The sequence below is a fragment of the Avrilella dinanensis genome (genome assembly GCF_002807015.1).
GTDB classification, from domain to species: domain Bacteria; phylum Bacteroidota; class Bacteroidia; order Flavobacteriales; family Flavobacteriaceae; genus Flavobacterium; species Flavobacterium dinanensis.
Map to the genome: position 1 here is coordinate 379,636 of NZ_NIPO01000001.1, position 15,198 is coordinate 394,833.

Consider the following 15,198-nt stretch of genomic DNA (forward strand, 5'->3'; position numbering starts at 1 on the left):
ACTTATTTAAAATACAATGGACAAGTTAATACACGATTTTAGTTTTGGTTTATTCTTTTGGATGGCAATCATCTTATTGGTTATCATTTTCTTACTGGGTAAATTTGCATGGAAACCGATTATCAATGCTTTGGAAGCTCGTGAAGAAGGTATCGCAGACGCTTTGGCAGCGGCAGATAATGCAAAACGTGAAATGCAAAACCTGAAAGCCAGCAACGAAAAATTATTGGCAGAAGCAAGAGCCGAGCGCGACGCTATGCTGAAAGAGGCTCGCGAAATGAAAGAGAAAATAGTTGCTGAGGCCAAAAACGAAGCACAAGCCGAAGGAGAAAAAATGATTCAGCAAGCCAAAGCTGCTATCGAAAATGAGAAATCGGCAGCCATGGCAGATATCAAAAATCACGTTTCAGGATTATCTATTGAAATTGCTGAAAAGCTAATGAAAAATCAATTAGCTGACACCCAGGCGCAAAACCAGTTGGTAGAATCGTTGTTGAACGACGTTAAATTAAACTAATCTATGGCAACCTCAAGAGCAGCAGTTCGTTATGCAAAAGCTTTGATTGAAACCGCTCAGGAAAAAAATGTTTCTGACCAAGTGGCAAGCGATATGCAAACGATAAACCAAGCGATAAACGACAGCGTGGAACTAAAACAATTTTTGGACAACCCGGTTGTGAAAGCAGATGTAAAGAAAAAAGCTTTGGACGAGATTTTCTCTTCTCTCTCTGCAGACAGCAAGTTGTTGTTCGGGTTGTTGAACAGCAATCACAGATTTGCCTTGTTGCCACAAATTGCTACTGAGTACATCGCTTTGTATGAAAGCTCAAAAGGCATCGCAAGAGCGTATGTGACTACGGCAACACCGTTGAATGACGATTTGAAAACAAAAGTTTTGGACAAAGTGAAACAACTCACTTCAGAGTCACAAATTGAAATTATCAACGAGGTAAACCCTGATATTATCGGTGGATTTATCATTCGCATCGGTGATATGCAATATAACGCATCTATTGCCGATAAATTAAATCAATTAAAAAGAGAGCTAATCAATAATTAATATAACCACGTTGCGGCGTGTAGCAATAAATAAAGAAAAGATGGCGGAAATCAAACCAGCTGAAATTTCAGCAATTTTAAAACAACAATTATCAGGATTCGGAGCAGATGCTTCGGTAGAAGAAGTTGGAACTGTATTGGAAGTAGGAGATGGTATAGCCCGTGTTTACGGATTATCAAACGCACAATACGGTGAGTTGGTACAATTTGAAAACGGTTTGGAAGCGATGGTGCAAAACCTCGAAGAAGACAACGTAGGTATTGTACTTTTCGGTTCGTCCACATTGATTAAAGAAGGAGATGTTGTAAAACGTACAAACCGTATTGCTTCCCTAAAAGTAGGCGAGCAAATGGTTGGTCGCGTTGTAAATACATTAGGATTTCCTATCGACGGTAAAGGAACCATCGAAGGTGATTTGTACGAAATGCCTTTGGAGCGTAAAGCACCGGGAGTTATCTTCCGTCAGCCGGTAACAGAACCTTTGCAAACAGGAGTAAAAGCGATTGATGCTATGATTCCGGTTGGAAGAGGACAACGTGAGTTGGTTATTGGTGACCGTCAGACAGGTAAAACTACCGTATGTATCGATACTATTCTTAACCAAAAAGAATTTTACGATGCAGGACAACCGGTATATTGTATATATGTAGCTGTTGGTCAGAAAGCATCAACAGTAGCTGCAATTGCGAAAACATTAGAAGAAAAAGGAGCTTTGGATTATACGATAATCGTAGCTGCCAACGCATCTGACCCTGCACCAATGCAGGTATATGCACCAATGGCAGGAGCGGCAATCGGAGAATATTTCCGTGACACAGGTCGTCCGGCATTGATTGTTTATGATGATTTGTCTAAACAAGCGGTTGCTTACCGTGAGATGTCGTTGATTTTGCGTCGTCCACCAGGGCGTGAGGCATATCCGGGTGACGTTTTCTACTTGCACTCTCGTTTGTTAGAGCGTGCGGCAAAAGTTATCAGCGACGACGAAATCGCTAAAAACATGAACGATTTGCCTGAATCTTTGAAACCTATCGTTAAAGGAGGAGGCTCATTGACAGCATTGCCAATCATCGAAACACAAGCAGGTGACGTATCTGCCTATATCCCGACTAACGTAATTTCGATTACAGACGGACAGATTTTCTTAGAGTCTGATTTATTTAACTCTGGAGTTCGTCCGGCGATTAACGTAGGTATTTCCGTATCTCGTGTTGGAGGTAATGCACAGATTAAATCCATGAAAAAAGTATCCGGAACATTGAAGTTGGATCAGGCTCAATTCCGTGAATTAGAGGCATTTGCTAAATTCGGTTCTGATTTGGACGGAGCTACATTAAACGTAATTGAAAAAGGACGCCGTAATGTGGAAATCTTGAAACAATCAGTAAACGACCCATACAAAGTGGAAGACCAGGTAGCGATTATCTATGCAGGAACCAAAAACCTGTTGAGAAATGTTCCTGTAAACAAAGTAAAAGAGTTTGAAAAAGACTTTTTGCAAACTTTGAACTTATCTCACAAAAATGTGATGGAAGAGTTGAAAGCCGGTAAATTAACTGATGAAGCTACAGCCACATTAGAGAAAGTAGCCAAAGAAACGGCTGCAAAATACTAATAAATTGCTTAGCTTTTAGCAGACTAAGGGCTAGGCGATTAAGGACTAATCACTTGAAATGAAATGGCAAACTTAAAAGAAATACGTAACAGAATCAGCTCGGTATCATCAACTATGCAGATAACTTCTGCCATGAAGATGGTTTCGGCGGCAAAGCTCAAAAAAGCACAAGATGCGATTACGGCGATGCGGCCTTATGCCGAAAAACTGACTGAATTGATTCAGAATATCAGTGCAACGCTCGAGGAAAACGTAAGCAATGTGTATGCAGAGCAAAGACCAATCAACAAAGTGTTGTTGGTTGTGGTTACTTCCAACAGGGGTTTGTGCGGGGCATTTAATTCCAATGTGTTGAAAAAAGCCAAGGAACGTGCACAGTTTTATGCAGATAAAAATGTTGAAGTTCTGACTATCGGAAAGAAAGCACACGATATGCTAAGCAAGACAGAAAAAGTATTTGCTAACGAAAGTCAACTTTTTGATGCGTTAACTTTTGAAAATGTTTCTGTTGTTGCTCAAGTACTGATGGATGCGTTTGCAGATGAAAAGTATGACAAGATTGAAATTGTTTACAATCAGTTTAAAAATGCAGCTTCGCAGGTGGTAATGACTGAACAGTTTTTACCATTGGAACCAATAAGCGGAGGAAATGCCAATGCAGTTGCTGATTATATCTTCGAACCGTCGAAAGAGGAAATCATCAACAATTTGATTCCGAGTTCTTTAAAAACGCAGTTGTTCAAAGCAGTTTTGGACTCTAATGCTGCCGAGCACGGAGCAAGAATGACAGCGATGCACAAAGCAACCGATAATGCAAAAGACTTGCAAAATCAATTGAAATTAACCTATAACAAAGCCCGTCAGGCAGCAATTACCAACGAGATTTTAGAAATTGTTGGTGGTGCAGAAGCATTGAACGGATAATTCCGGTTAATAGAAAAAAAATAAAACTCGACCGTATCATGAAAATGATACGGTTTTTTTTGTACGAACAAGCTCTTCAAAATATTTACTGAGCAACCTGAGCTCGATTATTAAAATACAGCTAACTGAATTAGATTTTAATGATTTTTATAAATCTAATTTCAATTGTTCCGGAATCAACCGGAATGATTTCCGGTGATATTTACAAGCACCATATTTGATTATCGCATCACGGTGTTCTTTGGTGGGGTAACCTTTGTTTTTATCCCAGTGATACATCGGATATTCTTCATGAAGTTGCAACATAATTTCATCGCGATAGGTTTTCGCCAGAATAGACGCCGCAGCAATACTCAAATATTTTCCGTCGCCTTTAATAATCGTTTCGTGAGGAATATTTTTATAAGACTTGAACCGATTTCCGTCCACGATAATAAAATCAGGAGTAAGTGATAGTTTATCCAATGCATGGTGCATCGCTTTGATGGAAGCATTCAGTATATTAATTTGGTCGATTTCCTCCGGCCAGATATGAGCAATGGCATATGCATTTTCATTTTCTTCAATCCATTTCCGGAGAAAATTCCGCACCTTCAAAGATGTTTGCTTGGAATCGTTGAGCAATTCCGAATGTAAATTTTCAGAAGTAATAATAGCTGCCGCAGTAACCGGACCAGCCAAACACCCCCTTCCAGCCTCATCTGTACCGGCTTCAACGGAGAAATTAGTATGTTTGAAATTAAGCATTTACGTCAATTAAAATGCTAAAATTACTACCGAATACTTTGATTTCCTAAAAAAAACATTAAATTTGGAGGTTACTAATAAAAAACAATCAAATAAAATGAAGTGTAAAATATCAAAAATGCTCTTTGTGGCATTGGCTCTCGGGCTAAGTGTTTCGGGAGTTTCTTATGCTCAGCAAGGGAAGGATTTGGATTATATAATTCAAAATTCGAATGTTCGTGAGTTAGAATCTATGTCAAAACAATTCCGAGCAGAGCGAGAGGCTAATTATAAAAAAGCAGTTGAGAGAGCCAAACAATTAGGGAAGCCTATTTCTGGCTATAATGAAGAAGAAGGTTATGTGTATAGTCTAGAAAAAATCACAGAAGATGGTGGGCTGGTTTATTATAGAACATTCAGTAATAATAAGGTATTTAACAATGTAACAACGGCTAGCTCTTTAGCGACAGTTAAAGCTAAATATCTTCATGAATTGGGTATTGAAGGGCAAGGAATGAAGATTGGAATATGGGATGGAGGAATTCCAGTGGCAACCCATGTAAGTTTTTTAGGTAGAGTAATCACAAAAGATGATGGTCAAGAGGTTACCCCGACTGCAGGACGAGGTGTGTCTCATGCAACTCACGTGGCTGGAACATTAGCGGCTAACAACAATATTCCGGATATAAAAGGATTTATGCCAGAAGCAGATATTTGGGCAAATAACTGGCGATTTGATGTTTCTGAAATGCCAACACAGGCTACTCAAGGGTTGTTGGTTTCAAACCATTCTTATGGACTAGATGCTATTGATGGTAATCCATATGGAATTGGAATCTTCGGAAGATATGGAACCGATGCGAAAGAGTATGATGAAATTGCTTACGAGGCTCCCTTGTATACGATTGTGTTTGCGGCAGGAAATGATAGAGAATATGTGTCTGTGCCTAGTTTATCAAGTAAATTTCCTTCTAAAGGAGGAAGGGATCTGTTGACTCAAGCAGGTGTTTCAAAAAATACAGTAGTAGTTGCTTCTGCGCATGGAATTGAAAATTACGCCTCTCCAAGTAATGTGCAATTATCAAGCTTTAGTAGTTGGGGTCCAACAGATGATTTCAGAATAAAACCAGATATTACAACCAAAGGACACAATGTTAAATCTGCTTGGCCCGGAGGTCCTGCTAATACAAATACAGAAAGCGGTACGTCAATGGCTGCACCATCGGCAGCAGGGGTTTTTGGTTTGTGGCAACAATATTATAACCAGTTGAACCCGGGAACATGGATGAGGTCCTCTACAGTAAGAGCATTGATGGCACACACAGCATTGGAGGCAGGTCCTGCAAATGGACCTGATTATATGTTTGGATGGGGATTGTTGAATGCTGAAGAAGGGGCGAAAGTTATTGGTCAGAATGGAGAAGGTTATAGCTTGGTTGGAGAGTATATACTTGATAATGGAGGTGTTTTTGAGCTTCCTTTTGTAAGAGCAGAAGATTCTGATTCTCCTCTGACAGTAACAATTGCTTGGGTGGATGTTCCGGGTACGGCGATAAATAGTGGGTCTGATTTGCCTATCAAATCTTTGGTAAACGACTTGGATTTAAGAGTTATCAATGAAGATACTGGCGAAGAATATATGCCATGGAAATTAGTGTATGATTCTAATTGGAGTACGACAGGTAGTGGCATAGCAGAAAAAGGAGACAATGATGTTGATAACATCGAAAAAGTGGAACTTGGAATGGTGGATGGTGGTAATAATTATAAGGTTGTTATTTCTCACAAAGGAAATCTAACTGGTGGAAGTCAAGAGTTTAGTTTGATAATGTCTGGTATGGGTGCTCCTGTGAGTACAAACAAATATGATAAGATAGAAGGGTTAAATGTTTATCCTAATCCAGTGAATGATATTTTAAATATCGAATCAATTCAGGTTTCTTTGAATGGAGCTAGTGTTCAGCTACTTGATATTTCCGGAAGAACAGTAAAAGAAATAAATTTATATAATCAATTAGATGTTTATCAAATAGATTTGTCAGATATGGTTTCAGGAGTGTATATGGTTAAAATTCATATAGATAACCAAATGTCAATAAATAAAATTATTAAGAGATAATGTTGTTTTGAGAGCAAACTTTTTGTTGTGCATAAATTTTAACACAGCAAAAAGTTTGCTTTGTATAAAAATAATGTTAATTTTGTTTTAACTAATTCAAATTAATTAATATGAAATCAAAGTTTACTTGGATTTTTACACTGTTTATGGTGTTGGCTGTGCAGCTCGTGTCTGCACAGGAGAAAACTGTAACAGGTACGGTAACTGATGCGGATTTTGGAGATCCTATACCGGGAGTTTCAGTTTTGTTAGAGGGTACTCAGTATGGAACTGAGACCGATATGGATGGTAAATACTCAATCAATGCCAGACCTGGTCAGCGATTGGTGTTTAAATTTACAGGTTTTGCAGATATGTATATGACCGTAGGACAGTCAGATATGTTAAATGTGGTTATGGTGGAGTCTGTTGATGAGGCTTTAGAGGAGCTGGTAATAGAAGGTTATAGAAATGTAGCCAAAGAAAAATCAAGTACAGCGTCAACTACGGTTTCTGCCAAAACGATTGAAGGGCGACCAAATGCGTCTATTCTTCAAAGATTACAAGGGCAAATACCGGGATTGAGTATCTCTACTGGTTCAGGGCAGCCAGGAAGTAATGATACATCTGTAATATTAAGAGGGTTAGGGTCTATTAATGGAGCTGTTGAACCACTATATGTTATTGATGGTATTCCTGTTTCTTCAGATAGATTTAGAAGTTTGAACCCAAATGACTTTGAGAGTGTAACAGTTTTGAAAGATGCTGGTGCTACTGCTATTTATGGTAATAGAGGGGCGAATGGTGTGATTGTTATCAATACGAAGAAAGGATCTTTTGATTCTGCATTACAAATTAAATATGTAGGTACTACTGGAGTAAGTTCTTTGCAAAAGAATGATTACAACATGATGAATGCTGAGGAGGCTTTGGCATACACAGGTTATACGAGGCAAATGCTTGGTTTAGGAGGAACAAATTATGATACAAATTGGCAAGATGTATTCTTTAGAGATGCTATTTCGCAAGACCATACCTTGTCTTTCACTGCAGGAGCTAAAAATTTATCGACTTATACATCAGTAGGCTATGCAGACTACGAAGGAGCCTTGAAAAACACGGGGTTAAAAAGATTCTCTTTTGTAAATAATTTGAACGGGAAAAATGATAACGGGAGACTTACGTTTGGTACTACGGTAAGTGCTAACTACTCTAAATCGGACATACAACCTGTTTCTGGAAGTGCAACATTTGCAGATAACTTTTTCTTTGGTTCATTCATTGCATTCCCTTTCTTTAGCCCGGAACAGTGGGATGGAGAAAATTGGGAAGATATAAGAGATAATGTTTCACCAAATGGTAGAATGAACGTACTTATGTCTCCTTTTATGCTAATGGACAGAATGAAAAACTATGGTAGAATTCAAGACGAATTCAAATTGGTTACCGGTGCAAATATCAATTATGATTTAGGCTCAGGATTTAATGTTGGCTCTAGAATAGGGGTTGATTATCAGACTATTAGTCAGTTTTCTTTCAATGATCCATCATCATACATTTCAAACTCAGGGACACCTGCAGAACAAATATACAGAGGCTCAACGGCTGGTGTAGAGGAAAGAAGATTGTTGATTAATTCAACGACAAATTTAACTTGGCAAAAAGATTTGTCTGATAAAAGTAGCTTGTCGATTGCGGGTTATGTTGAATATTTGAAAGGACATTTTAAAAACTCATATTACTCAAAAGAAGGGTATGATCCGTATTTCTTTGATAGAAGAGATGGAGATTCAGGATCTATACCTGATAATGAAGATAATGACTTCTACGTGCCTGTAGCTGGTATGTCAGTAGCTAATGCAGGATTGTTCTCCTATTTTGGTATTGCGTCTTATGATTATGATTCAAGATATGGTTTAGAAGCTACTGTTCGTAGAGATGCGTCTTTCCGATTTGTAGATGATTATAAATGGGGTACTTTCTGGTCTGTATCTGGTAGATGGAATATCTCTAACGAAGACTTTATGTCTGGGTCTGTTTTTAATGATTTAAAATTGAGGGCTTCATACGGTACAGCAGGTAACCAGGATATTACCGGAGGAGGAATTTTTGGAGGAGCCTATTTGTATGAAACTGTTTACGGCTCAGCTTCTGGGTATAATAATCATACTAGCTTGGTGCTTGCTCAATTACCAAATAGAGCTCTACAGTGGGAATCTATTACTACAACAAATATCGGATTAGATTTTGGTGTGTTTGAAAACAGACTGAGAGGTAGTGTTGATGTGTATAGAAAACAAACAGATGATTTGTATCAGAACGTACCTCTATCAGCAATTAACGGAACAACAGGTTTGATGAGTAATTACGGGGCTATTCGTAACGAAGGAATCGAGGTTATTGTTGCCGGCGATGTGATTAGAAATGAAAACACAAGGTTGACATTAAACTTTAATGGAGCATACAATAAAAACTCAATATTGGATATTCCTCACGAAGGTGGATTCTTTTGGGATGGTTCTGGTTTAACTGCGATGCAAGAAGGAGACATGTTGGGGCAATTCTATATGCATGAGTTTACAAGAGTTGACCCTAGTACAGGAGAGGCTTTGTTTTTAGACAAAGACGGGAATGAAACGGCCGCTCCTCGAGATGAAGATTTAAGATTGACGGGAAAATCATATATGCCTAAATATGTAGGAAGTTTTGGTTTTGATTTTGAACACAAAGGATGGTTCTTACAGGCAAACTTCACTTATGCACAAGATGTATATAGATATGACAACGATTATTTCTTTTTGACATTCCCAGGATTTAATGGATCTATTAATCAATCGAATGATGCAAAAGACATTTGGACACAACCAGGAGATGTAGCTTCTATTCCGTCAGCAAGTGCTTCAAACCTTGATTATTTTTCAGGAAGTAGTTTTTATTTAAGAGATGCCTCTTATGTAAGATTAAGATATCTAACTTTAGGACATAGTTTTGCCCCTAAGAGTTTAGAGTTTATCGGACTAACCGGATTGAGAGTTTATGCTCAGGCAGAAAACTTAATGACTTGGTCTAAGTGGAAAGGATGGGATGCTGAAAGTAACAGAGGAGTTGATATGGCACAATATCCTACCCCAAAAACAGTTTCTTTCGGAGTTGAAGTTCAATTTTAAAATATTAAATTATGAAAAATAAATTTATAGCAATATTATCAGGGCTTGCGTTAATAACCGCAACTACGTCTTGTGAAGATGCACACAACGTGGAGCAGCCGGGTTATGATAACTCAACCGATGATACAAAAGTGTTCAGAAATAATACCGACATCGAAAGAGGGATATTAGGACTACACGCAAGTTTGTCTATAGAAGGAGAAATAGAATTTGTTTCTTATTTTACAGATGAATTAGGTATTGGAGTAGATAACGGAGGGCAAGGAATTAACGATGGTTCATGGAGATTTTTTATGGATCCGGGTAATGATTTTGCTTCTTCGGCATGGTCTCGCTATTATAATGTAATAAATAGAGTAAACAGGCTATTACATCGAATAGATGAGTTGAAAGCAGAAACGACAGACTCAGCCGAATCGGCTGCATATGATTTAAATCGGGCAAGATTGCTGACGATTAGAGCGTACTCCAATCTGAAATTGTTTTCTTATTATACTCCCGACTATACCGATATGAGTGGTTTATCAATCATTAAATTTAATTTTTATCATACTGATGATTATAACAGACACGAAGCAAGAGCTACTGTAGGGGAGATTGTTGAATTTATTGAAGAAGACGCTGAAGAGGCATTAACAACTATCGGTAATGGTATGGATACTTTCAGAGGAGTTACGGATAATGCATATGTTAGCCAGAATTTAGCTCGTGCAGTATTGGTTAAATTATATGCAATGATTGAAAGACCTGTTGAATTACTCCATTATGCAGATGAAATTACCGGAAAATCTTTGGCTACTAACGTTCAATACTTGGTGATGTACGATGGAAATACACCAAAATCAGATTTGATTGGGAATCCTGAAATAATTTTTAGATTAAATCGAACATACGGAGATGGAAATCGTGTAGCAGCTGCTTGGTATGAAAGTTCAACAAATGTTACCGTTGATGGGTATGCTAATATGGAAATAGGGAGAACGTTGTTTAATAGGTTAGATGCTTTAGGTTCAGCAAGTGATTTGCGATACGCCGTAAATGTTAGCTCACATTCTGATCCACAGCCAAATTATGCGAGTTTACCATATCAGACTTTTAAAACAAGAGATTTACTTTATATAGGAAAATATACAGGTAATGATCAAGATCCTTTGCAAAATGATATTATGGTGATGAGATACGCAGACATATTATTGGCAAAAGCAGAAGCATATGCAATGCAAGGCAATGTTCAGGGGGTTGAAGATATCATTACAGAAATCCGTGAAGCAAGGTCTGTTAATCTTTCTGCTGTTGTATTGCCGACAATTACAAATGTACAATCTGCTTGGAAGGCTATTTTAGAGGAAAGGCAAGTTGAGTTTGCTTTTGAAGGTCACAGATACTTAGATGTTAAACGATTAGGACGTAAAGCGGGGCTGACTTCTTTCTTTACTAGAGATTCTAAAGATTGTGAGGAGTATAATGTTTGTGAGATTCCGTCTAGTGATGAATACAAGTTAACTCTTCCAATTCCTAGATCTGAAACACAATCTAACCCTGTAATCAGAGAACAACAAAATCCTGGTTACTAGTATTAGATTTATAACAACCAAAAAGCCTCCCATTCGGGAGGCTTTTTTTGTTAGCTAATAGTTAAGTATTAACCGGTTGTTATCTTTTTACAGAATAAATTTTCTTAAACCAAAGAAAATCATTAAATTCGCATTCAGCAAAAAATTAAATATATGTCAAAAACAGCTACGATAGAAATAGACGGAAAAAAAATAGAATTACCATTAGTAAGAGGTACAGAGAATGAAGTTGCTATTGATATTGCAAAACTAAGAGCCCAATCAGGATTAATTACTATCGACCCGGGATACAAAAATACCGGTTCTTGTGAAAGTGCAATCACTTTCCTGGACGGGGAAAAAGGAATTTTACGATACAGAGGCTACAGCATTGAGGAGCTTGCAGAACATTCTTCTTTTTTGGAAGTCGCTTATTTAGTGGTCTTCGGAGAACTGCCAACAAAAGCCGAGTTAGAGAAATTCGAGCGTACTATTCAGAAACATAGTCTGGTGCACGAAGAGATGAAAACCATCATAGACGGGTTTCCTAAACATGCCCACCCAATGGGAGTTCTGTCTTCACTCACTTGTGCCTTGACCGCTTTTAACCCAAGAAGAGTAAATGTTGAAGACGAAAATGATTTGTACGAGGCAGTATGTAAGATAATGGCTAAATTCTTGGTTATTGCTACTTGGACATACCGTAAAATCAAAGGTTATCCGATGAATTACTACGACAATTCCAAATCGTATGTAGAGAATTTCATCAGATTAATGTTTGAATTACCGACAGGCGAATATAAAGTAAGTCCGATAGTTCGTAATGCGTTAGATAAATTGTTCATCTTACACGCCGACCACGAGCAGAACTGTTCTACGTCCACAGTAAGAATGGTTGGATCTGCTCATGCCGGATTATTTGCCTCTATTTCTTCAGGAGTTTCTGCCTTGTGGGGACCTTTGCACGGAGGTGCTAATCAAGCTGTTCTCGAAATGTTGGAAGAAATACAAAATGATGGCGGAGATGTAGAAAAATATATCGCAAAAGCCAAAGATAAAAATGACCCATTCCGATTGATGGGCTTTGGACACAGAGTATATAAAAACTTTGACCCACGGGCTAAAATCATTAAGAAAGCAGCCGATGAAGTATTGGCAGAATTAGGCGTTGATGACCCAATTCTGGATATTGCTAAACAATTAGAGAAAAAAGCTTTGGAAGATGACTATTTCGTAGCAAGAAACTTGTATCCAAACGTAGATTTCTATTCCGGAATTATATACAGAGCTTTAGGAATCCCGACCGAAATGTTTACCGTGATGTTTGCTATCGGAAGATTGCCGGGCTGGGTAGCACAATGGAAAGAAATGCGTGTGAACAAAGAGCCAATCGGCCGTCCACGTCAGGTATATGTAGGAGAAACAGAACGCTCTTATAAACCGATGAATGAAAGATAATAGATAAAAAGCCGGTTTTTTCCGGCTTTTTTAGGGTCTGTTTAAATTTGTATTGTAAAAATGTTTATAGATTATTTTTGAGATAGAACAAGGCAAATTTTAAAAGGATAGCAGAGCTGTCGTTTTAAAATTTAACGCAGTTATAGCCAAAAAGAAGCATAAATAAATTATTAGATAAATTTTAAACAGGCTCTTAATAAAGTTTTGATTATGATGTCATTAAACGTAAAAAACGAAACTTCAAGATTAAGAGCAGTGGTGTTGGGAACTGCACAAAGCAACGGTCCTACGCCGACTGCCGAGGAAGCCTATGACCCGAAATCATTGGAACATATCCTGGCAGGAACATATCCTGTCGAGAAAGATATGGTTGCCGAGATGGAGGCTTTTAATGAGGTTTTTAAGAAATATGATGTAAAAGTCTATCGTCCGGAAATTATCGAAGACTATAACCAGATTTTCAGCCGTGATATCGGTTTTGTAATTGATGATATTTTTGTCAAGGCAAATATATTACCAGACCGGGAAAGAGAATTGGACGCTATCCAATATGTTATCGACCAGATAGACCCGAAAAAAGTCGTACGCCCGCCCGAGGAAGTACATATCGAGGGTGGGGATGTAATGCTTTATAATGAATATATTTTTATCGGAACGTATAAAGGCAGTGATTACAAAGAATATTTAACCGCCCGCACCAATATGGCTGGCGTGGAATACATCAAAAATCTTTTTCCGAACAAAATCGTGAAGGAATTTGACCTGACCAAATCCAGAACAGAACCCAGAGACAACGCCTTGCACCTGGATTGTTGCTTTCAGCCGATCGGTACAAACAAGGCGATTATCCACAAGCCGGGTTTCAGAGATGAGAGAGATTACGAATACCTCGTTAATCTTTTCGGTATGGAAAATCTCTTTCATATCGACCGTGAAGAAATGTATCACATGAATTCCAATATTTTCTCTATCGCACCAGATGTAGTTGTTTCCGAACGTAATTTTACCAGACTAAACAACTGGTTACGCGATAACGGATTTACCGTAGAAGAAATCCCGTATGCTGAAATTTCTAAACAGGAAGGACTGTTGAGATGTTCAACACTTCCGTTGATTAGATATTAATTTTGCTAACTTATCCACATGAAACAAATCACTAACACCGTATTAATGATTCGTCCGATTGCTTTTCGTATGAACGAACAAACCGCAGTGAATAACTACTATCAAAAAGTGTTGGACGCACTGACACCCGAAACGGTTAATGCTAAAGCTCAGGAAGAATTTGACCATTTTGCAGATGTTTTAAAACAAAATGGGGTAAATGTTGTCGTTGTGCAGGATACCAAAGAGCCGGACACGCCCGATAGCATTTTTCCGAACAACTGGATTTCGTTTCACGAAAACGGCGATGTGGTTTTGTACCCGATGTTTGCCGAAAACCGTCGCTTGGAACGTCGTGAGGACGTCTTGGACATACTCGAAGAACAAGACTTTGTTATCGAAAATGTAATGGATTATACGTCTGCAGAAGAAGAAAATATGTTTCTGGAGGGAACGGGCAGTATGATTCTCGACAGAGCAAATAAGAAAGTTTATTGTGCCTTGTCGCCCCGTGCCGAAGAAGAGCTTGTTATTCAATTTTGTGAAGACAACGAGATGCTACCTGTTATTTTTGAATCTTACCAGACAGTAAACGGCGAACGCAAGCTGATTTATCACACCAATGTGATGATGTGTCTGGGAGAAACTTTTGCTGTAATTTGCCTTGATTCGATAGACGACAAAAACGAGCGGAAAAACGTGGTAAAACAGCTTAAAGAAGACGGAAAAGAAATTATAGAAATAACCGAAGAGCAGGTTAATAATTTTGCCGGAAATATGTTGGAACTGACCGATGATAAAGGTGAAAAATTACTGATTATGAGTACACAGGCCTATAATATTCTTACACCAAATCAGATAAAAACACTGGAAAAACACGCTCGAATCGTTCACAGTTCGTTAGATATTATCGAAGCTTGTGGCGGAGGCAGTGCAAGATGTATGCTTGCCGAAGTATTCCTGCCGAGAAAATAATTTTGGTGGACTTCCAACCTTTTTATATCTTTATACGTCTATACTAATAAACAAGAGATATAATTATGTTAAAGCAAACATTCATTACGGTCTTCCTAATCGCAGGATTTCTTTCGTTTGTTTCCTGTGATTCTGATGATAACACAACGGTAAATCCGTATGCACAGTTTCAAGGGAATTGGAGTGGAACTTTTTCTGGTGATGACGAAGGTATCTGGAGAGTTACTATCGATGAAAACGGTGTAGCCACCGGGGTGTTGGAGTCTAATACTGCGTTCGCTCCTTTCGATTTGGAAGGACAGGTTTCTGCAAACGGCGAAGTAAGTGCAGAATATTATGATGTAGCAGGGCAATTGACCGGAACAATGACAGCAACCACCGTTTCAGGAAACTGGTCTAGTGGCTGGGGACCAATGGGTACTTGGTCCGGGAACAAAGAATAAGCAAAAAATCCACTTCAAACGAAGTGGATTTTTTTGGCATAATACTGAAAAATAGTTGGTAAAAACCTTTGTAAG

At 38.3% G+C, this 15,198-nt stretch carries 12 protein-coding genes; 11 read left to right on the plus strand and 1 reads right to left on the minus strand.

Annotated elements, in window-relative coordinates:
• The first annotated feature begins 16 nt into the window (after window positions 1-16).
• The 4 genes from CDL10_RS01810 to atpG all read left to right on the plus strand — a co-directional run bounded on the left by CDL10_RS01810 (window position 17) and on the right by atpG (window position 3,599).
• Window positions 17-517 (plus strand): F0F1 ATP synthase subunit B, encoded by a 501-nt coding sequence (locus CDL10_RS01810; protein WP_100676950.1) that lies wholly within the window; start codon window positions 17-19, stop codon window positions 515-517.
• Window positions 518-520: 3 nt separating this feature from the next.
• Window positions 521-1,060, plus strand: coding sequence for an ATP synthase F1 subunit delta (gene atpH / locus CDL10_RS01815; RefSeq protein ID WP_100676951.1), 540 nt, complete (start codon window positions 521-523; stop codon window positions 1,058-1,060).
• Window positions 1,061-1,100: 40 nt separating this feature from the next.
• Window positions 1,101-2,675 carry a F0F1 ATP synthase subunit alpha gene (gene atpA, locus CDL10_RS01820; protein WP_100676952.1) on the plus strand — a complete coding sequence of 525 codons (1,575 nt, stop codon included), beginning with the start codon at window positions 1,101-1,103 and terminating at the stop codon, window positions 2,673-2,675.
• Window positions 2,676-2,738: 63 nt separating this feature from the next.
• Entirely contained in the window at window positions 2,739-3,599 is an 861-nt protein-coding gene (gene atpG / locus CDL10_RS01825; protein ID WP_100676953.1) for an ATP synthase F1 subunit gamma, read from the plus strand.
• A 147-nt stretch (window positions 3,600-3,746) separates the two neighbouring features.
• Here the strand turns inward: atpG and CDL10_RS01830 are convergent, their stop codons facing one another.
• A complete protein-coding gene (locus CDL10_RS01830) occupies window positions 3,747-4,346 on the minus strand; it encodes a ribonuclease HII (RefSeq protein WP_100676954.1) in 600 nt (199 codons plus the stop codon).
• Window positions 4,347-4,410: 64 nt separating this feature from the next.
• On the opposite strand from CDL10_RS01830, the gene CDL10_RS01835 reads away from it, so the two are divergent.
• From CDL10_RS01835 to CDL10_RS01865, 7 genes are all read left to right on the plus strand, one after another.
• Entirely contained in the window at window positions 4,411-6,444 is a 2,034-nt protein-coding gene (locus CDL10_RS01835) for a S8 family serine peptidase (RefSeq protein WP_100676955.1), read from the plus strand.
• Between the two features lie 110 nt (window positions 6,445-6,554).
• The gene (locus tag CDL10_RS01840; RefSeq protein WP_100676956.1) at window positions 6,555-9,590 is read left to right on the plus strand and encodes a SusC/RagA family TonB-linked outer membrane protein; all 3,036 of its coding nucleotides are present in this window, start codon (window positions 6,555-6,557) and stop codon (window positions 9,588-9,590) included.
• Between the two features lie 11 nt (window positions 9,591-9,601).
• Complete coding sequence (locus CDL10_RS01845) at window positions 9,602-11,164, plus strand: RagB/SusD family nutrient uptake outer membrane protein (protein ID WP_100676957.1); 1,563 nt, start codon at window positions 9,602-9,604, stop codon at window positions 11,162-11,164.
• Between the two features lie 153 nt (window positions 11,165-11,317).
• Complete coding sequence (locus tag CDL10_RS01850) at window positions 11,318-12,601, plus strand: citrate synthase (protein ID WP_100676958.1); 1,284 nt, start codon at window positions 11,318-11,320, stop codon at window positions 12,599-12,601.
• A 210-nt stretch (window positions 12,602-12,811) separates the two neighbouring features.
• Window positions 12,812-13,726 carry a dimethylarginine dimethylaminohydrolase family protein gene (locus CDL10_RS01855; protein ID WP_100676959.1) on the plus strand — a complete coding sequence of 305 codons (915 nt, stop codon included), beginning with the start codon at window positions 12,812-12,814 and terminating at the stop codon, window positions 13,724-13,726.
• 18 nt (window positions 13,727-13,744) lie between these two features.
• Window positions 13,745-14,680: a citrulline utilization hydrolase CtlX gene (gene ctlX / locus CDL10_RS01860; RefSeq protein WP_100676960.1), complete on the plus strand. Its 936-nt coding sequence runs from the start codon at window positions 13,745-13,747 to the stop codon at window positions 14,678-14,680.
• A gap of 65 nt (window positions 14,681-14,745) precedes the next feature.
• Complete coding sequence (locus tag CDL10_RS01865; protein WP_100676961.1) at window positions 14,746-15,123, plus strand: hypothetical protein; 378 nt, start codon at window positions 14,746-14,748, stop codon at window positions 15,121-15,123.
• Window positions 15,124-15,198 lie beyond the last annotated feature (75 nt).

Excerpts from the sequence above, each read along its gene's own strand:
- atpG (WP_100676953.1), top strand. The coding sequence starts at position 2,739 with ATGGCAAACTTAAAAGAAATACGTAACAGAATCAGCTCGGTATCATCA.
- ctlX (WP_100676960.1), top strand. The coding sequence starts at position 13,745 with ATGAAACAAATCACTAACACCGTATTAATGATTCGTCCGATTGCTTTT.
- CDL10_RS01810 (WP_100676950.1), top strand. The coding sequence starts at position 17 with ATGGACAAGTTAATACACGATTTTAGTTTTGGTTTATTCTTTTGGATG.
- CDL10_RS01845 (WP_100676957.1), top strand. The coding sequence starts at position 9,602 with ATGAAAAATAAATTTATAGCAATATTATCAGGGCTTGCGTTAATAACC.
- atpH (WP_100676951.1), top strand. The coding sequence starts at position 521 with ATGGCAACCTCAAGAGCAGCAGTTCGTTATGCAAAAGCTTTGATTGAA.
- CDL10_RS01850 (WP_100676958.1), top strand. The coding sequence starts at position 11,318 with ATGTCAAAAACAGCTACGATAGAAATAGACGGAAAAAAAATAGAATTA.
- CDL10_RS01865 (WP_100676961.1), top strand. The coding sequence starts at position 14,746 with ATGTTAAAGCAAACATTCATTACGGTCTTCCTAATCGCAGGATTTCTT.
- CDL10_RS01855 (WP_100676959.1), top strand. The coding sequence starts at position 12,812 with ATGATGTCATTAAACGTAAAAAACGAAACTTCAAGATTAAGAGCAGTG.
- atpA (WP_100676952.1), top strand. The coding sequence starts at position 1,101 with ATGGCGGAAATCAAACCAGCTGAAATTTCAGCAATTTTAAAACAACAA.
- CDL10_RS01830 (WP_100676954.1), bottom strand. The coding sequence starts at position 4,346 with ATGCTTAATTTCAAACATACTAATTTCTCCGTTGAAGCCGGTACAGAT.
- CDL10_RS01840 (WP_100676956.1), top strand. The coding sequence starts at position 6,555 with ATGAAATCAAAGTTTACTTGGATTTTTACACTGTTTATGGTGTTGGCT.